Origin of the sequence: Pseudomonas sp. CAM1A (genome assembly GCF_047501685.1) — a bacterium.
In the GTDB taxonomy this organism is placed as follows: Bacteria; Pseudomonadota; Gammaproteobacteria; order Pseudomonadales; family Pseudomonadaceae; genus Aquipseudomonas.
In genome coordinates, this window is sequence record NZ_JBFNXP010000003.1 from 263,958 (window position 1) to 284,334 (window position 20,377).

The following is a 20,377-nucleotide window of genomic DNA, read 5'->3' on the forward strand; positions in this document are numbered from 1 at the left end:
ATGCAAGACAAAGACAGCTGGATGGAAGCCGTCGGCCAGGTGCTGGACGGTTACCTGCTCAAGGCCCAAGACGACCGCTTCGACCAAGCGGGCAGGGCGCACCTGGCTCAAGACCTGGCGCGCTGCTTCGACAGCGGCGAGCCGCTGCGCATGGTGCTGCCGGGCTTCCCGTGCAAGTCGCCGAATGATCGCGACAAGACCTTCGGCGTGCTGCCCGACCATGGCGAGGTGATCGCCATCGAGCGCCTCGACCGCCTCGCCCAGGAACTCGCCGAGCTCCACGCCCCTGGCTGCGAGATCGCGATTCTCAGCGACGGCACCACCTTCAACGATATCGTCGGCGTGCCGGACGAAGTGCGCAGCGCCTACAACCAGGCGCTGCGCACCCTGTGCACGACCCATTGCATCCGCTGGGTAAGCATGGAAGACCTGTTCCCCCAGGCCAGTAGTGCCGAGGCTTTGCGCGCCACCCTGGTCAAGCAGGCCCGCCTGCCGTGGAAGAACGTCGAGGCGCTGATCGAGCAGTGCCAGCACGACGAGGCCCTGGGCCGGACCCACGACAAGTTGTGCAGTCACCTCTACAACGACCTGCGCCTGTGCCGCCAGGCCGGGCAGGACGAAGACGAGCACCTGCGCCAGATCAGCTACAAGGCCTACCAGATGATGCTGCGCGGCCAGGCCTTGAATGCGGCGGTCGAGCGGTTTTTCCCCGGGCACGTGCGCCTGTCGGTGCACCAGTACGACAACGCGGGCCCCAAGTTCACCGTGGCCCTGGCCGAGGGGCTCGATCATGTCGCCAGCCCCTGGCATGCCGTGCCGGTGCGCCAGCTTGACGGTCGCCAGACCCTGCGCGGCCGTACGCAGATCGACCCCGCGCGGCATGTGCTGGTGACCTGGCAGGGGCAGCCGTGGCTGTTTCATGAAACAGCGGGCGAGGCGCTTGAGGGCTTCAACTTCACATTGCAGAAGCTCCCGCTGTTCGGCCTGCTGGTCAGCGACCCGCTGGGGCTGGGCTTCCAGCGGCTGTCCACCGAGACCTTGCAGGCCCTGGTGCGCAGTTTCGGTTTTGTCTGCCTCAGAGGCTGTGAATTCACCGATCAACAGGCATTCGCCGCCGACTGCGAGCGTTTCGGCACCATCTACCGCTGGTCTTTTGGCGAGGTGCATGTGGTCAAGCCCGCCGACCAGCCGCAAGGCGTGGTGCATTCGCTGGAGAAGACGCCCTTGCATTGGGACCTCAACATGCTGCCCGACAGCGATCCGCTGGTGCAGCGCGATCCCAAGTTCTGCGCCCACACCTTCATGCTGTATTGCAAGACGCCGCCGCAGCGGGGGGAGGGGCAGACCACGGTCGTCGACAGCCGCAACGCCTTGCGCAAAGTGGGCCTGCGCACCGCCCGCCAGTGGCAGGGCATCGACTTGACCTACTACACGCGCATGACCTATTTCGGCGGCTCGCCGCGCAGCTACTCGCTGGTCGACCTCGATCCGCGCAACGGCGAGCGGGTACTGCGCTATCAGGAGGGCTGCCAGTCGTCGTTGCAGACCCTCGAGCAGAAGGTGCAGGGGCATGACGAAGCCTTCCAGCAGGCATTGATTAGCCAGCTCGACGAACTGGTCTACGACCCCGAATGCCTGATTGCCCATGAATGGCAGGCGGGTGACCTGGTGCTGATCGACAACTACCAGACCTTGCACGGGCGCCTGCCGATGAGCGCGGCCTCGGCCGCGCGCGAACTGTGGCGGGTGCAGGTGTACTGAGCCCTTTGGCGGGGGTGCCTGGCGGTGTTTCGGCAAGCACCGCCTGCTGGAGGGTGGTACTGTAATTACGTTTTTTTCAAATGAAGTGGCTGAAAAAATCTAATAAAACAGGAAATTATCCTTTACGAAGTGGCTATGGCGGGATTATGTTGTTTGTCGGTCGCCGCAGCGGCCAGCGTCGCTCGGACGGTTCCGGGCGCTTACGTCTCTCGAGGAACACATGGCCAACCCCGGTTCGCCGCGCCGCTTCGCGCGCATCGATCGTCTCCCACCTTACGTCTTCAACATCACCGCCGAGCTCAAGATGGCCGCCCGCCGCCGTGGCGAGGACATCATCGACCTGAGCATGGGCAACCCCGATGGCGCTACCCCGCCGCACATCGTCGAGAAGCTGGTGCAGGTTGCCCAGCGCGAGGATACCCACGGCTATTCCACCTCCCGTGGCATCCCGCGCCTGCGCCGCGCCATCTCCAACTGGTACAAGGAACGCTACGACGTCGCCATCGACCCGGAGAGCGAGGCCATTGTCACCATCGGCTCGAAAGAGGGCCTGGCGCACCTGATGCTCGGCACCCTCGATCATGGCGACACGGTCCTGGTGCCCAACCCCAGCTACCCGATCCACATCTACGGCGCGGTGATTGCCGGCGCACAGGTACGCTCGGTGCCGCTGGTACCGGGCGTGGACTTCTTCAACGAGCTGGAACGGGCGATCCGCGAGTCGATCCCCAAGCCGAAGATGATGATCCTCGGCTTCCCGTCCAACCCCACCGCGCAGTGCGTGGAGCTGGATTTCTTCGAGCGCGTGGTGGCCCTGGCCAAGCAGTACGACGTGCTGGTGGTGCACGACCTGGCCTACGCCGACATCGTCTACGACGGCTGGAAAGCCCCGTCGATCATGCAGGTGCCGGGAGCCAAGGACATCGCGGTGGAGTTCTTCACCCTGTCCAAGAGCTACAACATGGCCGGCTGGCGGATCGGCTTCATGGTCGGCAATCCGGAGCTGGTCAGCGCCCTGGCGCGGATCAAGAGCTACCACGACTACGGCACCTTCACCCCGCTGCAGGTCGCCGCCATCGCCGCCCTGGAAGGCGACCAGCAGTGCGTGCGCGATATCGCCGAGCAGTACCGCCAGCGCCGCAACTTGCTGGTCAAGGGCCTGCACGAGCTGGGCTGGATGGTCGAGAACCCCAAGGCCTCGATGTACGTGTGGGCGAAGATCCCCGAGCAGTACGCCCACCTGGGGTCGTTGGAGTTCGCCAAGAAGCTGCTGGCCGAGGCCAAGGTCTGCGTGTCGCCGGGGATCGGCTTTGGCGACTACGGCGATGATCATGTGCGTTTTGCCCTGATCGAGAACCAGGACCGGATCCGCCAGGCTATTCGCGGGATCCGCCAGATGTTCCGGGCCGATGGGCTGACCAGCAAGTAAGCAGGTCCGACCTCATCGCCGGCAAGCCGGCTCCCACAGGATGGCACCGGACCTTGTGGGAGCCGGCTTGCCGGCGATGGGCCGGTACAGGCGATATCGATCACGACTTCCAGATCGCCGATCAGCGGCGATCTTTTTTTGCTTCCCCCCTCTTCTCAGCCGTTCGCGCCTGGATTACAAATAGCGCCGCGGGCGCTCGCCCCGATAACAACAACCTCCTTCCCTGGCCATCATGTCCGAACAGAACCCTTGCCTGACCTGCGGCGCCTGCTGCGGCTACTTTCGTGTGTCTTTCTTCTGGGGTGAATGCCAGTCCGCCGGCGGCGTGGTGCCCGACGATCTGGTGGTGCAGATCAACCCGACCCGCGTCGCCATGATCGGTACCGACGCCAAGCCCTGCCGGTGCGTGAGCCTGGGCGGGGAGATCGGCACGCAAGTGGCGTGCTCCATTTACGAGAACCGCTCCAGCCCGTGCCGCGAGTTCGAAGCATCCTGGGAAAACGGTGTACACAATCCCAGCTGCGACGATGCCCGTGCCGCTTATGGCCTGCCGCCACTGACCCCACCGGGGGCCAACGAGCCGCATTGGCCGCAGGAGGGCGCTGAGGTCGCTTGATAGCTGATCGACGCAAAGGGGGGCGGGTTTTGTGGAGCGGCGCACCGCCGTTCCGACAAAAACTGCGCCTTCGCTCACCCTATTGGCCATTCGCCATGACCGTTCGTCGGTTGGATCCAACCTGCGACCGGCTGAAACCCGCGAAACACGTGCCGCCTCGACAAAGTATTAACACCATTTGACCGGCCTGCGCGCCGTATCCCGCGTTCCTGAGCGGCTACACATTCCAGCAAAGGAAAATTTGTAGCCATGGTCAGGTGTTTCGCCGCTCGAGTGCCCAGACTCACCGCAACAATCGCTGCTCACGCATTCAAGGAGCGAACCGCCTGATCCACGAAGGAGCTCTCCGTGGACAGAATTGTTGCCGCCCGTTTGCCTGCCCGTCTTTCCCAACTATCGCTTGCCGTCAGTCTGGCGGTTGGCGGCATGGCCCTTGGCCTGACCAGCGAGCAGGCCCTTGCGGCCTGTACGCTCAACGCGGGCGTGGTGACCTGTAGCGGCGCGGCCAACCCGCTTGCGCCGAGTTATTCCAACAGCACCAACGGCCTGACGGTCAATGTCCAGCCCGGTGCCGGGCTTGGGGTACTGCTGGGGGTAGGAGGGACCGCGCTGACGCTGACCGGCAGCGGCAACACATTGAACAACTCCGGCACCATCGACCCCACGCTGCTGGGGTTGCTGAGCCTGCAGTCCACGGGCGTGGTGATCGGCAGCACCGGTACCTCTGGCAACCTGACCATCAACAACAACCTGGGCGGCACGATCAAGGGCACGGGTGCGGTGCTCGGTGTGAACCTGCTGAACCTCACCGGCATGGCGATGGACGTGCGCAACGGCGCCGCCGGTACCACCACCATCACCAACGCCGGGACCATCGGTTCCACGCCGCTGGTGGGTCTTTCGATCCTTACCGAAGACACCCCGATCATCGCGGTGAGCGGCGGTGGCACGGTGAACTTCACCAACACCGGCACGCTGCTCGGGCGTACCGCGTTCCAGACCTCTGCCAGCGGCAACATCTTCACCAACGTCGGTAGCCTGACCGGCAGCCTGTCGATGGGCGCCAACAGCACCAACCGTTTCAACGCGGTGACCGGCTCCAGTGTCAGCGCCGGGGCCGGTGTCGGGGTTGCCCTGTTGGTCACCGGCAACCCCAACCTGGCGTTCGCACCGGCCGGCAAGATCGACGGCGGTGCCGGCGGCAACAACACCCTGGCGCTGCAGAACGCCATCGGTGGCGGCAGTGGTACCGGTGGCAGTGGCACCATCAACGCCAGCAACTACATCAACTTCAATCGCCTGATCGTCGACAGCGGTACCTGGAGCCTGATCGGCCAGGTGCTCAACGGCACCACCCAGACCACCCTCAACGGCGGCCAGCTCAACTTCGACAACGCCAGTGCCTTCGGCAGCGGGGCCATCACCGCCAACGGTGGCGGCCTGGCGGGCACGGTCGGCGGCTTGAGCCTGGCCAACGCGCTGGTGCTCAATGCCGGCCTGAACGTCGGCGGCGCCACCGACATGACCCTCAACGGCGTGGTTTCCGGGGTTGGCGGGCTGACCAAGACCGGCGCCGGCCTGCTCACGCTCGGGGCGACCAACACCTATGGCGGTGGTACCACCCTCGCCGCGGGCGGCCTCAACCTTACCAGCGCCGCGGCGCTCGGCAGCGGCGGCTTGACCGTCAGCGGCGCCGGCAGCCTGCAAGGTAGCGTGCCGCTGGTGCTGAACAACGCCGTCACCCTGAACGCGGCGCTGAGCCTGCCCGGCAGCAATGCCCTGACCCTCGGCGGGGTGCTCAGCGGCACCGGCTCGCTGGTCAAGAGTGGCAGCGGCAACCTGACCCTGAACGGCATCAACACCTATACCGGCGGCACCACCCTGAACACCGGCACGCTCATCCTCGGCGGCGACAGCGCGCTGGGCACTGGCGCGCTGACCCTCGGCGGCAACGCCGCCCTTGATAGCGCCGCGGCGCTCAACCTCGGCAACGCCATCGCCCTGGGCGCCAACACCCTGACCCTGCCGGGCACCAACGCCACGACCTTGGGCGGCGTGATCAGTGGCACCGGCGCGCTGGCCAAGACCGGCGCGGCCGACCTGACCTTGAATGGCGTCAACACCTACAGTGGTGGCACCAGCCTGGCCGGCGGCAAGCTCACCCTCGGCAACAGCAGCGCGCTGGGCAGCGGCGCGCTGACCTTGGGTGGCAACGCCACCCTCGATGCCAGTGCCGGCGTGAGCCTGGGCAACGCCATCAGTCTGGGCAGCAATACGCTGACCCTGCCAGGCAGCAATGCCACCACCTTGGGTGGCGTCATCAGTGGCACCGGCGCGCTGGTCAAGAATGGCAGCGCCGCGCTCACCCTCAACGGCAACAACACCTTCAGCGGCGGTACCACGCTCAACGGTGGCGCACTCAGCGTGGGCCACAACAACGCCCTGGGCGGCGGTGCGCTGACCCTCGGTGGCAACGCCAGCCTCGATGCCAGCACTGCGGTCAGCCTGGGCAACGCGGTCAATCTGGGGGCCAACACCCTCAGTTTCCTGGGAACCAGCGCGACGACCCTGGGTGGTGTGATCAGCGGTACCGGCGCACTGGTCAAGAACGGCAGCGCCGGTCTTACCCTCAACGCCAGCAACACCTTCAGCGGCGGCACCACGCTCAACGCCGGGGTGCTGACCGTGGGCAACAACAATGCCCTGGGCACTGGCGCGCTGACCCTGGGCGGCAATGCCAGCCTCGATGCCGGCGTGGCGGTCGACCTGGGTAACGCCATCAACCTGGCCGGCAACACCCTGACCCTGCCGGGCACCAGCGCCACCACCCTGAGCGGGGTGATCAGCGGCACCGGCGCGCTGACCAAGAACGGCAGCAGCAACCTGACCCTCAGCGGCGCCAACACCTTCAGCGGCGGTTTGAATCTCAATGCCGGCACCCTGACCCTGGCCAGCGCCGCGGCCCTGGGCAGCGGCGCGCTCAACGTCGGCGGTGTCGCAACCCTGGCCAACTCGGCGGCGATGACCCTGAACAATGCGGTCAATCTCGGCGCCGACCTGACCCTGCCCACCACCAGCAACCTGACCCTGGCCGGCACCCTCAGCGGCACCGGTGGCCTGGTCAAGAGCGGCAGCGCCACCCTGACCCTGAGCGGCAACAACAGCCACAGCGGCGCCACCACCCTCAACGCCGGCACCCTGGTGGTCGGCAGCAATACCGCGCTGGGCACCGGCGCGTTGAACGCCGCGAACAACACCACCCTGGACGCTAACGCCGCCGGCCTGAACCTCGCCAACGCGCTCAACCTGGCCGGCAACCTCATCCTGCCCGGCAGCAACGACCTGACCCTGAGCGGCACCATCGCCGGCAGCGGCGGCATCACCAAGAACGGCGCCACCACGCTGACCCTGACCGGGGCCAACAGCAACAGCGGTATCACCCGCCTGAACGCCGGCACGCTGGTGGTCGGCAGCAACACCGCGCTGGGCACCGGGGCCCTCAGCACCCTGGCCGGCACCCACCTGGATGCCAGCACTGCGGTCAGCCTGGCCAACGACGTCACCATCGCCGGCCCGCTGACCATCGACGGCAGCGCCGACCTGGGCCTGAGTGGCGTGGTCAGCGGCATCGGTTCGCTGGTCAAGAACGGCAACGCCAACCTCACCCTGAGCGGCAACAACCTCTACACCAACGGCACCCAGCTCAATGCCGGCACCCTGACCCTGGGCAGCAACACCGCGCTGGGCATCGGCGCCCTGACCCTGGGCGGCAACGCCAACCTCGACGCCAGCACCGCCGTCGCCGTGACCAATGGCATCAACCTCGGCGCCAATACCCTGACCGTGCTGGGCAGCAACGCCACGACTCTCGGTGGGCTGGTCAGCGGCACGGGCGCGCTGGTCAAGAACGGCAGCGCCGGGCTGACCCTCAACGGCAACAACACCTACAGCGGCGGCACCACCCTCAATGCCGGCCTGCTGACCCTGGGCAACAACAACGCCATCGGCAGCGGCGCCCTGAGCGTGGGTGGCAACGCCAGCCTCGACGGTAGCGGCGCCCTCAACCTGGGCAATGCCATCAACCTCGCCGGCGGCGCCACCCTGACCCTGCCGGGCAGCAACGCCACCACCCTCGGCGGGGTGATCAGTGGCGCGGGCGCCTTGACCAAGAACGGCAGCACCAACCTTACCCTGTCGGGGGCCAACACCTTCAGCGGCGGCCTGAACCTCAACGCCGGCACCCTGACCCTGGGCGATGCCGCGGCGCTGGGGACCGGCGCGCTGAATGTCGGGGGCGCCGCAACGCTGGCCAACAGTGTGGCGATGACCGTGGGCAACAACATCAACCTCGGCGCCAACCTGACCCTCGGCGGCAGCGACAACCTGACCTTGGGCGGCGTGCTTGCCGGTACCGGCGGGTTGATCAAGACCGGGACGTCCGATCTCACCCTGAGCGGCAACAACACCTTCAGCGGGGCCATCGACCTGCTCGGCGGCAGCATCAGCACAGTTGGCGGCGCGGCCCTGGGCAATACCTTCGGGGTCACGCTCGGCGCAGGCACCAACCTGAACCTCGGCGCCAGTGCCACCGTTGGTGGCCTTGGCGGTGCCGGTACGGTGAATATCAGCGGCGGCAGCACCCTGACCCTGGGTGGCAACAACCTCAACAGCGTGTTCAGCGGCGCCCTGGCCGGTGCCGGCGGGCTGACCAAGACCGGCACCGGCAGTTTCGAGCTGTCCGGTATCAACGTGATCGGCGGCACCACCACCGTCAACGGCGGCCTGCTCAATGTCAGCGGCTCGCTGGCCAGCGCCGGCGTGCAGGTCAATACCGGCGCCAGCCTGGGCGGCACTGGCAGTGTGCTGGGCGCGGTCGACATTGCCAACGGCGCGCACCTTTTGGCCAACAGCGGCGCGACCCTCGGCACCGGCGCGTTGACCCTGCACAGTGGCTCGATCCTCGACTTTGGCCTGGGCTCGCCCGCCACCGGCGGCACGGCGCTGGTCAACGTCAACGGCAACCTGACCCTGGACGGTACCCTCAACGTCACCGATATCGGCGGCTTCGGCACCGGTATCTACCGTCTGTTCGACTACACCGGCGCGCTGGTCGACAACGGCCTGCTGATCGGCAACGTGCCGGGTGCCATGTTGCCCGGCGACCTGCAGGTTCAGACCTCGATTGGCAGTCAGATCAACCTGCTGGTCGGCGGCGCCACCGGCACCGTGCAGTTCTGGGATGGTGCGCAGAGCGTGCCCAATGGCGTGGTCGACGGCGGCACCGGCACCTGGGATGGCAGCAACACCAACTGGACCGATGTCAACGGCGTGCTCAATGGCAGCTGGGCCAGTGACTTCGCGGTATTCCAGGGCACCGCGGGCGATGTCACCGTGGCCGGTACCCAGGCCGTCACCGGCCTGCAGTTCGTCACCAATGGCTACCGCCTGATCGGCGCCGGTGGCCTGAATCTGGTCAACGCCAGCAACGGCGCCTTCGCCGTGCGTGTCGACCCCGGCGTCACCGCGACCCTCAACGTTGGCCTCTCTGGCAGCGGCCAGCTGGCCAAGCTCGACAGCGGTACGCTGGTGCTCAATGGCGCCAACAGCTACACCGGCGGCACCCTGTTCAATGGCGGCACGGTGGTGGTCGGCAACAACACCGCCTTTGGTAGCGGCGCGGTCAGCACCGCCAACGGCACCACCCTGGACAGCAACACCGCCGTCACCCTCGGCAACGCCTTCAACCTCAGCGGTGCCCTGACCGTCGCCGGTTCCGCCGACCTGGGCCTGTCCGGCGTGGTCTCGGGGCTTGGCAGCCTGGTCAAGAACGGCGGCGGCAACCTGACCCTGGGTAACGCCAACACCTACAGCGGTGGCACCAGCCTGGGTGCCGGCAGCCTGACCCTCGGCAATGCCCAGGCGCTGGGCACGGGCGGCCTGACCGTGACCGGCGCCGCCAGCCTGGCCACCACCGGCAACCTGGCGCTGGGCAATACCATTGCCCTGAACGCCAACCTCACCCTGCCAGGGAGCAACGACCTTACCCTCAACGGTGCGCTCAGCGGCACCGGTGGCCTGATCAAGGGCGGCGCCGGTACGCTCACCCTCAACGGCAGCAACAGCCAGCAGGGCATTACCAGCCTGAACGGCGGCACCCTTGTGGTAGGCAGCAACACTGCGCTGGGCACGGGTGCCCTGAACGCAGCCGGCGGCACCACCCTGAGCAGCAATGCCAACGTCACCCTGGCCAACCAGATCAACCTGGCCGGCAACCTGACCATCGCCGGGGCGCAGAACCTGACTCTGGGTGGCAACGTCACCGGCGTCGGCGGCCTGACCAAGACCGGCAGCGGCACCCTGACCCTGAACGGCACCAATGGCAATCTGGGCAACACCAATCTCAATGCCGGCACCCTGGTGCTCGGTAGCGCCAGCGCCCTCGGCCTGGGCCAGCTCAACGCGGCTGCCGGGACCACGCTGGACAGCGCCACGGCGCTCACTATCGGCAATACCGTCAACCTGGGGGGCAACCTCACCATCGCCGGCAGCAACGACCTGGGCCTGGGCGGGCTGGTCACAGGGGCCGGCAGCTTGACCAAGAACGGCGCCGGCAACCTCACCCTCAGTGGCGCCAACACCTTGGTTGGCGGCGTGACCCTCAATGCCGGCACGCTCACCCTGGGCAACAACCAGGCCCTGGGTACCGGCAACCTTGTCGTCGGCGGCGCCAGCAACCTGGCCTCCACGGGTGCCCTGACCCTGGCCAACCAGGTGGCGCTGAACGATACCCTGAGCCTGACCGGCAACAACGACCTGACATTGAACGGCGTGATCAGCGGTAGCGGCGGCCTGAACAAGACCGGTAGCGGCAACCTGACCCTCGGCGCCGCCAACACCTATCAAGGCATTACCACGCTGGGTGCTGGCACCCTGACGCTGGGCAACAACAGCGCGCTGGGCACGGGCAACCTGTCGGTGACCGGCAACAGCACCCTGGCCACCACCGGGGCGCTGCAACTGGCCAATGCCATCGGCCTCGGCGCCGCTACCACATTGGCTATCAACAATGCCCAGGCCCTGACCCTCGATGGTGTGATCAGCGGTGCCGGGGCGCTGAACAAACTGGGCGCCGGGCAGTTGGTGCTCAATGGCAGCAACACCTACGCCGGCGGCACCTCGCTGCAGGCCGGCAACCTGCTGCTGGGCAATGCCGACGCCTTGGGCAGCGGCGCCCTGACCGTCAACGGCGGCGCCGGCCTCGACGCCAGCCAGGCGCTGGTACTGGCCAATGCCGTCAACCTCGCCGGTGGCAACCTGACCCTCGGCGGCAGCCAGGCGCTGACCCTCAACGGCGTGGTCTCCGGCAACAACAGCCTGGTCAAGGACGGTGCCGCCAGCCTGACCCTCAATGGCAACAATACCTACAGCGGCGGCACCACCCTCAATGGCGGCTCCCTGGTGGTCGGCAGCAACACCGCGCTGGGTAGCGGCGACCTCAGCACCGGCGCCAACACCAGCCTCGATGCCGGCGGTGCGGGCGCCACCCTGGCCAACAACGTGCACCTGGGCGGCACCCTCAACCTGCCGGGCAGCGCCGACCTGACCCTCACCGGCGTGGTGGATGGCGTCGGCGGCCTGAACAAGGCCGGCGCCAGCACCCTGACCCTCAATGGCGCCAACAACTACCTGGGCGGCACCACCCTCGGCGCCGGCCGGCTGGTGGTTGGCAACGACAACGCCTTGGGGCAGGGTACCCTGACCGTTGCCGGGGCCTCGAGCCTGAGCAGCGGCACCAGCACCACCCTGGCCAACAACGTTACCCTCAATGCCGGCCTGACCGTCGATGGCGGCAACGACCTGACCCTCAATGGCGTGATCAACGGCACCGCCGGCCTGACCAAGAACGACAGCGGCAACCTGACCCTCAATGGCAACAACGGCTACCAGGGCGGCACCCAGCTCAACGCCGGGCGTCTGACCCTGGGCAGCAGCGGCGCGCTGGGTACCGGTACCCTGTCGGTCACCGCCGACGCCACCCTGGCCAACAGCGCACCCATGGCCCTGGGCAACGCCATCGCCCTGAGCAATGCTGCCAACCTGACCGTCGATGCCGCCAATGCGCTGATCCTCAGCGGCGACCTCGGCGGCAGCGGCAACCTGGTCAAGACCGGTGTCGATGACCTGACCCTGGTCGGCGTCAAGACCTTCACCGGCAACGTCGACATCCAGGCCGGCTCCCTCACCACCCTCGGCAGCGGTGTGCTGGCCAACGTCGATACCCTCAACGTCGGCGCCAGCGGCCAGCTCAATCTCAATGGCAATGCCTCCCTCGGCAGCCTGACCGGCAGCGGCCAGGTCGATGTCGGCGTCGGCAGCGTCCTGAGCTTGGGCAGCAACAACCTCAGCAGCACCTTTGCCGGTGGCCTCAACGGCCTGGGCGGCCTGACCAAGGTCGGCAGCGGCACCCTGACTTTGTCCGGCATCAGCAACCTGGCCGACAACACCCAGGTCAACGCCGGCACCTTGAAAGTCGACGGCACCCTGGGCAGCAACCTGCTGACCGTCGCCAGTGGCGCCACCCTGACGGGTAGCGGCACCGTCAATGCCGCGGTGGTGATCAGCAACGGCGGCCACCTGGCCGGGCAGAGCGGCGCCACCCTGGGCCTCGGCAGCCTGGTGCTCAACAGCGGTTCGATCGTCGATATCGGCCTCGGCTCGCCGTCCACTGGTGGCACCGCGCTGTTCAACGTCGGCGGCAACCTGGCCCTCGACGGCACGCTCAACGTCAGCAGTATCGGCGGCTTCGGCAACGGTGTGTATCGCGTCTTCGACTACACCGGCGCCCTCACCGACAACGGCCTGGACTTCGGCAGCCTGCCGCTGGGCGTGGGCCTGGGCGACGTGACCCTGCAGACCGCCCTGGCCAACCAGGTCAACCTGCTGGTCAGCGCCGCCGGCCTGAACATCCAGTTCTGGGACGGCAGCCAGAGCGTGGCCAACGGCCAGGTCGACGGCGGCACCGGCGTGTGGAATGCCGGCAATACCAACTGGACCGACCTCAACGGCCTGACCAACACCGCCTGGGGCAGCACCTTCGCGGTGTTCCAGGGCACTGCCGGCGATGTCACCGTCGACGGCAGCCAGACCGTCAACGGCCTGCAGTTCGTCAGCGATGGCTACCGCCTGCTGGCCGGAACCGCCGGTGCGCTCGACCTGATCAACGGCACGGGTGGCGACACCAGCGTGCGGGTCGACCCCGGTGCCACGGCGACCCTCGATGTCGGCCTGACCGGCGTCGGCAAGCTCAACAAGCTCGACAGCGGCACCCTGGTGCTCAACGGCAACAACAGCTACAGCGGCGGCACCCTGCTCAGCGGCGGCACCTTGATTGTCGGCAACAACACGGCCCTGGGCAGCGGTGCGCTTGAAACCGCAGCAGGCACCACCCTCGACAGCAACGCCTCGGTCGCCCTGGGCAATGCCATGACTCTGACGGGCCCGCTGAACATCGCCGGTAGCAATGACCTGGCCCTCAACGGCAACATCGGCGGCGCCGGAGGCCTGGTCAAGGCCGGCAACGCGCGGCTGGCGCTGGCCGGCAACAACACCTATGCCGGCAATACCGCGCTCAACGGCGGCACCCTTGTGCTGGGCTCCAATACCGCGCTCGGCACCGGCAACCTGACCACGGCGCCCGGCACCAGCCTGGACAGCAGCCAGGCGGTCACCCTGGCCAACAATGTCACCACTACCGGCGACCTCACCGTGCTGGGCAGCAACGACCTGACCCTGGGCGGCACCGTCGGCGGCAGCGGTCGCCTGCTCAAGGCCGGTCTCGCCCGCTTCGCGCTGATGGGCGCCAACACCTACAGCGGCGGCACCGAGTTGCAGGCCGGCACACTGGTGGTCGGCAACAACGCGGCGCTGGGCACCGGTGGCCTGGAAGTCACCGGCAACGCCAACCTCGACAGCGCCAGTGCCGTCACTCTGGCCAACCCGGTCAATGTCAGCGGTGTGCTCAACGTGCTGGGTTCCAACGACCTGCAACTGGCCGGCGTGCTCAGCGGCGGGGGCGAGCTGAACAAGAGCGGCCTGGCCGACCTGACCCTGTCGGGCAACAACACCTTCAGCGGCATCCTCAACATCCTCTCCGGCAGCCTGAGCACCATCGGCACCACCGCCCTGGGCACCCAGAGCGAGCTGAACGTCAGCAGTGGCGCCAGCCTCAACCTCGACGGCAACACCACCTTGGGTGACATCGGAGGCACTGGTGCGATCGCCATCGCCGCCGGCAACAGCCTGAACGTCGAGGGCGGCACCTTCGATGGCAATATCGGTGGCACCGGCACCCTGAACAAACTCGGCGCCGGCACCCTGGCGCTGCGCAGCGCCAACAGCCACACCGGCAATACCAACGTGCAAGGCGGTGGGCTGAAGGTGGATGGCTCCCTGGCCAGCGGTACGGTCAACGTCGCCAGTGGCGCCACCCTCAGCGGAGCCGGCAGCCTCGGTGGTTCGGTGACCGTGGCCAATGGCGGCAACCTGGCAGCCATCGGTGGCAGCACCCTGAATGCCGGCAGCCTGGTGCTCGACAGTGGCGCCAACTTCAACGCTTCGCTGGGCGCGCCGTCGGCTGGCAGCACACCGCTGGTCAACGTGGCCAACGACCTGACCCTGGGCGGTACCCTCAACGTCACCGACATCGGCGGCTTCGGCGCCGGCGTGTACCGCCTGTTCGCCTACGGCGGCAGCCTCACCAACAACGGCATGAGCTTCGGCACCACGCCGGTGCCGGTCACCGACCTGACGGTGCAGACCGCCGTGGCCAACCAGGTCAACCTGGTGGTCGGTGGCGCCAGCAACGTATTGTTCTGGGACGGCAGCCAGACCGTGGCCAATGGTATGATCGAGGGCGGCAACGGCGTCTGGGATGCCACCAACACCAACTGGACCGACGCCAACGGCGTGCTCAACGGCACCTGGAATGACACCTTCGCCGTGTTCCAGGGCGCCCCAGGCACCGTCACCGTGAACGGCAGCCACAGCATCACCGGCCTGCAGTTCGTCACCGACGGCTATGTGCTTAACGGCGGTACCGCCGGTGAACTGCTGGGCAACGGCACCACCAACCTGCGGGTCGACAGCGGCGTCACCGCCACCCTCAACGTCGCCCTCAACGGCACGGGCAGCGTCGCCAAGCAAGACGGCGGCACCCTGGTGCTCAACGCTGCCAATGGCTACAGCGGCGGTACCGCCCTCAACGGCGGCACCCTGGTGCTCGGCAACAATAGCGCGCTGGGCAGTGGCGCCCTGACGGCCGCGGGCGGCACCACGCTGGACAGCAACACCGCCGTGACCCTGGCCAACAATGCCGTGCTCAACGGTGCCCTGACCATCGCCGGCAGCAACGCCATGACCCTCAACGGCGTGGTCAGCGGCAGCGGTGGGCTGATCAAGAACGGCGCCGGCTTGCTGACCCTGAACGGGGCCAACACCTACAGCGGCGGCACCCAGATCAACGCAGGCGGCGTGGTGGGCAATAGCACCAGCCTGCAAGGCGCGATCCTCAACAACGCAGCCCTGACCTTCGAGCAGAACGCCAATGGCAGCTACACCGGCAACCTCACCGGTACTGGCACCCTGACCAAGAACGGCACCGGCGAACTGTTGCTGACCGGCATCAACGGCCTGACCGGCGCGACCCAGGTCAACGCCGGCAGCCTGCTGGTCAATGGCCGCCTCGACAGTGCCACCGTGCAGGTCGCCACCGGCGCCCGCCTGGGCGGCAGCGGTACCTACGGCGGCGCGGTGCAGATCGCCAATGGCGCCACCCTGGCCGCCGGCCAGAGCGCCACGCCGCTCACTGTCGGCAGCCTCGATTTGGCGTCGGGCAGCGCCCTGGACTTCAGCCTCGGCGCCCCGGCGGCCTCCACCACCGTGGTCAAGGTCAACGGCAATCTGCTGCTGGACGGCACGCTGAACATCACCGATGCCGGTGGCTTCGGCACCGGTGTCTACCAACTGTTCAGCTACGGCGGCACGCTCACCGACAACGGCCTGGTGTTCGGTGCGATTCCGGGCAGTGTGGTGCTGGGTGACCTGAGCCTGCAGACCGCCATCGCCAACCAGATCAACCTGGTGGTGCAGAACTACGGCGAAGAGCTGCAGTTCTGGAATGGCGGCAAGACCAACCCCGATGGCAGCATCGGTGGCGGCAGCGGCACCTGGGGGCCCAACACCGGTTGGACCAATGCCGGCGGCACCAGCAACGAAGGCTGGACTGGCGGTTACGCGGTGTTCGGCGGCACCCCGGGTACCATCACCGTGGTCGGCAACCAGCCGTTCGAGGGCCTGCAGTTCCTCAGCGACGGCTATCAGGTCGTCCCGAGCGCTGGCGGCAGCCTGAGCCCGGTCAACGGTGCCGATGGCAGCCTGGCGCCGGTGCGTGTCAACGCTGGCGGCACCGCCACCGTCAGCGCACCGCTGGTCGGTAGCGGCGGCATCGAGAAGCTCGACGCCGGCACCCTGATCCTCTCGGGCGCCAACACCTACAGCGGTGGCACCACCGTCAGTGGCGGTACCCTGGTCGGCAACACCACCAGCCTGCAGGGCAACATCCTCAACAACGCCAGCCTGGTCTTCGCTCAAGGCAGCAATGGCACCTTCAACGGCACGCTCAGCGGCACCGGCACCACCACCAAGCAGGGTGGCGGGACCTTGCTGCTGACCGGCAACCAGCCATTCAGCGGCGCCTTCAACGTCAACCAGGGCATGCTGCAGGTCGGCGATGCCGCCAACCCGGGCAGCAACCTCGGCGCCCAGGTCACCGTGGCCAACGGCGCCGCGCTGACCGGCAACGGCACCGTCGCTGGGCTGACCAACAACGGCACCGTGCTGCCGGGGCCGGCCGGCAACCTGAACGTGTCGGGCAACTTCACCAACGGCGCCACCGGCACCCTGGTGATCGACCTCGGCACCTCGCCGGTGAACTACCTGAACGTGGGCGGCACCGCCAACCTCGGCGGCAGCCTGATGGTCGCCAACCTGGCCAGCGGCAACGGCCAGTACACCGTGGTCAGCGCCGCGGGCGGGGTGAACGGCACCTTCGCCACCACCAACCTGGCCAACTCAGCGTTCCTCAACAGCTCGCTGGACTACGGCGCCAACCAGGTCACCCTGTCGGTCAGCCGCAACGGCAACTCCTTCGCTGATGTCGCCGCCACTGGCAACCAGCGTGGCGTGGCCAACGCGCTGGCCAGTGCCGGGGCGCCGACCGAACTGGTCAACAACCTGCTGCCGCTGGACCGCCAGGGCGCCCAGGCCGCGTTCGACAGCCTGTCCGGCGAGATCCACGCCAGTACCGCGACCGTGCTGATCGAGGACTCGCGCTACGTCCGCGACGCGGTCAATGACCGTCTGCGCCAGGCCGACTGCACCAATCAGGACGACCCGCGCCGCACCCTGGCGCCGACCGCCAACCAGCAGTTGACCAGCGAAGGCTGCCAGGGCCAGGCCGTGGGCTGGATCCGCGCCATCGGCGGCTGGGGTACCTACGATGGCAGCAGCAGCCATGCCAGCGTCGACCGCGACCTGTCGGGTTTCATGCTCGGTGTGGACCGCGCGCTGGACGATGAGTGGAAAGTGGGCGCCGCCGCCGGCTACACCCGCTCGAGCATCGACGCGCACCGTCGCCGCTCGGACGCCACGGTGGACAGTTACCACCTGACCACCTACCTCGGTTACCAGCTGGATGCCTTCGCCGCTCGTCTGGGCGTGGCCTACAGCTGGCACGATATCGACACCAAGCGCGATGTCACCGTGGGCAGCTACGACGACCGCCTCAAGGCCAAGTACAAGGCGCGCAGCGCCCAGGTGTTTGGTGAGGTGGGTTACGCCATCGATGCCGGCGGCATTGCCCTGGAGCCGTTCGCCGGGCTGGCTTATGTCAATTACGACAGCGACACCGCCCATGAGAAGGGCGGGGCAGGGCGGCTGGAGGGCAAGGTCGACCAGGACGTGACCTTCTCCACCCTGGGCGTGCGGGCTGGCAAGCGCATCCTGCTCGACAATGGCAGCAGCGTCACGCCGCGGTTGTCGGTGGGCTGGCGCCATGCGTTCGGTGACGACAAGCCTGATGCCGATCTGCGCTTCATCGACGGTGGCGCCGGGTTCAGCACCGAGGGCGTGCCGATTGCCAAGGATGCGGCGGTGGTCGAGGCCGGGGTGGACCTGTCGGTGGGCGCGAGCGGCAAGCTGGGGGTTGGATACTCCGGGCAGCTGTCCAGCGAGAACCGCGACCATGGCGTGGTGGTGAGCTTCAGCATGGGGTTCTGAGGTAGATCGCCGGGGCTGCTTTGCAGCCCTTTCGCGGCACAAGGTGCTCTCATGGAACAAAACATGGTTTTTTGATTTGACTGGGTCAGCGTGGGAGCGGGCTTGCCCCGCGATGCGGTGTTGGGCACCAGCTTCGCCGGTGATCGCGGGGCAAGCCCGCTCCCACGCTGGAACGCTCGGGCGCGAGGGCTGTTGACCGCATCAGGGCCACCAGGTGTTCTTCGCAATCCTTGCAGCGCCTACAAGATCGAGCGCCGCGCGGGCGGCGCTCGATCTTGTAGGCGCTGCAAGGCCATCGCCAAGCACCTGTCCGCCATAACGCGATCAAAACCTCGACCCAAACCCCGTAAGACATTTCCGAATTTGAAACCAAATCCTTCAGCCAGCCAGCGCTTCGGACCTATCCTACGCGCCTGCCGGAAGGCTCAGAATTGGCCGGGAAATACATCAGGGGTACCGTCACTGGGTCGTCACATTTGGCGACCGGGTGTGAGAAGCCCGTTGTGTGAACCATGTCGATTCCGTCAATGGCGGTCGTGCGCGTGCAGGCTTTGGCCTGACCGTGGATTCATGGTTACACACGGGCTTCTCACCATGCGTACGACTGCCACCCTAATCTGTGAGAAGGATCGAGGTGGTTGTTCCTGAAATTCAATTTCGAGGAGTAACCATGAAAAAACTAGTACCCGACCCACCCTATCCAATCCCCTTCGTCACCATCATCAGCGACCTCGACCCCGAGGAAGCGATGGCCCACGCCAACAAGCTGATGCACATCCTCAGCGACACCGTCCACGCCTACACCGTCTGCCAGCGCGACGCGCGCCTTGACGTGATGATGGACAGCGTCGAAATCCTCGGCCAACTGGTCATTTCGCTGGTCCGCCACGCCCGGGCCAAGGGGGCGCCGGTATGAGCGACGACTTCAAGCCCGGCCCGACCCAGGGCAAGACCACCTGCCTCGAGATCTTCTGCATCCAGCCCGGCATCCCGTTCGACCACGCCTTCAGCGACCTGTCGGTGCTGCTCGGCTGCGTGGCGCATTTCACCACCGAGGCCGAGATGGAGGGTGACCTCATGGCCGCCAGTGCCGCTCGGATCCTCAGCGGGCTGGCCAAGGGGCTGATCGATGATATGGAATTGGGGCTGAATCGACAGTCGTGAACCTGATGAAATAATCGAAAACTGTGCGGGTGAAGGGATGCTACCCACACCCGCCTGTAATTTCGCGGGATGCAGTCTATGCAGATAGATGGCAGTCGTAAAAGTGTAGGTGACGTAAAGTGGCATTGCTATAAATTGGCGCTGGCGCGGAAATGAACTTAATAATATATGTTAAAGCTTATTTCCGATGTGCGCGATTTCAATAGTGCGGTTGGTTGTGTTGCACCAAAAGTGAATGCGTCCAGCGCCTGGGGTGTAGCGGGCGTGCAAGTCGAAAAGCTGCCGCCCAGCGTTTACGCTTTCGAAATAACAGAGGTTTTGTCGTTGCTCATACTCGGCTGTGATTTTACTGGCAAATGTGGGGAGTGGAGAGTTAACTGGCCAGTTTTTTGCGGCGTTTTCTAACTGCCAGAGTCGCTCGTTGATGGGGGCAAGTGCCAACGATCCATTTTGCAGGCTTGCCAACTGTTGTTGGGTTCGCGGCAGGAAGTGAAGAGAGGGAAAATATTCTTCGCGATTCTCCCATAGCGCCTGGCCATCTGCGGCATATACAAGAGGGATTGATTGAAGCCAGGCAAGAAGCTCTGCAACATGGGCGCTTGAGGCTACGTGCTTGACGGGAACTGTCGAGGTCTCGATTTCACCGGTCGGGTCCAGTTCTCGGCATAGTAGTTCGAGGGTGGGTCGCACCCAAGGTTTGCCTTCAAAGCTGACGGCCAAGGCTTCCAGCGCGTGCGCCAGGCCCAGACCGATGCATTGCGTACCTTCGTACTCGTAGTCAATCGACAGATCATGAATGGCATCAGCCATATCAAAAGCACGGTTTTCCAAGCCTCTCAAAAACTGCCATTCCTCACGCGTGCTTGCATCTGCGCGCAAGGTCGAAAGGGTTCGGTGGCTGCCAAGACTGATAGACGGGAGCGGTGAGGCAGTATGCAGTTCAAGTGCGGGACGAACCTTCTTGAGCTCTTTCAGTACGCCAATGAGTACACGCACTGTCGCCCTGGCTTGTGCATCCGAAAGCTGATCAGTTGGGTGGGAAAGCTCATTGAGTACGGTTATAAGTCTCATCT

The 20,377-nt window shown here is 66.2% G+C and carries 7 protein-coding genes; 6 read left to right on the forward strand and 1 reads right to left on the reverse strand.

Going from position 1 to position 20,377, the window contains the following annotated elements:
• The 6 genes from ABZO33_RS09665 to ABZO33_RS09690 all read left to right on the forward strand — a co-directional run bounded on the left by ABZO33_RS09665 (position 1) and on the right by ABZO33_RS09690 (position 19,304).
• Positions 1-1,761 carry an isocyanide synthase family protein gene (locus ABZO33_RS09665; protein WP_414535865.1) on the forward strand — a complete coding sequence of 587 codons (1,761 nt, stop codon included), beginning with the start codon at positions 1-3 and terminating at the stop codon, positions 1,759-1,761.
• A 220-nt stretch (positions 1,762-1,981) separates the two neighbouring features.
• Positions 1,982-3,190: an alanine transaminase gene (alaC, locus tag ABZO33_RS09670; RefSeq protein WP_414535866.1), complete on the forward strand. Its 1,209-nt coding sequence runs from the start codon at positions 1,982-1,984 to the stop codon at positions 3,188-3,190.
• Between the two features lie 232 nt (positions 3,191-3,422).
• A complete protein-coding gene (locus tag ABZO33_RS09675; protein WP_414535867.1) occupies positions 3,423-3,806 on the forward strand; it encodes a YkgJ family cysteine cluster protein in 384 nt (127 codons plus the stop codon).
• 348 nt (positions 3,807-4,154) lie between these two features.
• Positions 4,155-18,140 (forward strand): autotransporter-associated beta strand repeat-containing protein, encoded by a 13,986-nt coding sequence (locus ABZO33_RS09680; protein ID WP_414535868.1) that lies wholly within the window; start codon positions 4,155-4,157, stop codon positions 18,138-18,140.
• Between the two features lie 670 nt (positions 18,141-18,810).
• Positions 18,811-19,056 (forward strand): hypothetical protein, encoded by a 246-nt coding sequence (locus ABZO33_RS09685; protein WP_023631578.1) that lies wholly within the window; start codon positions 18,811-18,813, stop codon positions 19,054-19,056.
• A complete protein-coding gene (locus tag ABZO33_RS09690) occupies positions 19,053-19,304 on the forward strand; it encodes a DUF3077 domain-containing protein (RefSeq protein WP_414535869.1) in 252 nt (83 codons plus the stop codon). The genes ABZO33_RS09685 and ABZO33_RS09690 overlap by 4 nt, the downstream gene beginning before the upstream one ends.
• Positions 19,305-19,475: 171 nt before the next feature.
• On the opposite strand, the gene ABZO33_RS09695 is transcribed toward ABZO33_RS09690, so the two are convergent.
• A complete protein-coding gene (locus ABZO33_RS09695; RefSeq protein WP_414535870.1) occupies positions 19,476-20,375 on the reverse strand; it encodes a hypothetical protein in 900 nt (299 codons plus the stop codon).
• Between the last annotated feature and the right edge of the window lie 2 nt (positions 20,376-20,377).

Excerpts from the sequence above, each read along its gene's own strand:
- ABZO33_RS09685 (WP_023631578.1), top strand. The coding sequence starts at position 18,811 with ATGAAAAAACTAGTACCCGACCCACCCTATCCAATCCCCTTCGTCACC.
- alaC (WP_414535866.1), top strand. The coding sequence starts at position 1,982 with ATGGCCAACCCCGGTTCGCCGCGCCGCTTCGCGCGCATCGATCGTCTC.
- ABZO33_RS09690 (WP_414535869.1), top strand. The coding sequence starts at position 19,053 with ATGAGCGACGACTTCAAGCCCGGCCCGACCCAGGGCAAGACCACCTGC.
- ABZO33_RS09675 (WP_414535867.1), top strand. The coding sequence starts at position 3,423 with ATGTCCGAACAGAACCCTTGCCTGACCTGCGGCGCCTGCTGCGGCTAC.
- ABZO33_RS09695 (WP_414535870.1), bottom strand. The coding sequence starts at position 20,375 with ATGAGACTTATAACCGTACTCAATGAGCTTTCCCACCCAACTGATCAG.
- ABZO33_RS09665 (WP_414535865.1), top strand. The coding sequence starts at position 1 with ATGCAAGACAAAGACAGCTGGATGGAAGCCGTCGGCCAGGTGCTGGAC.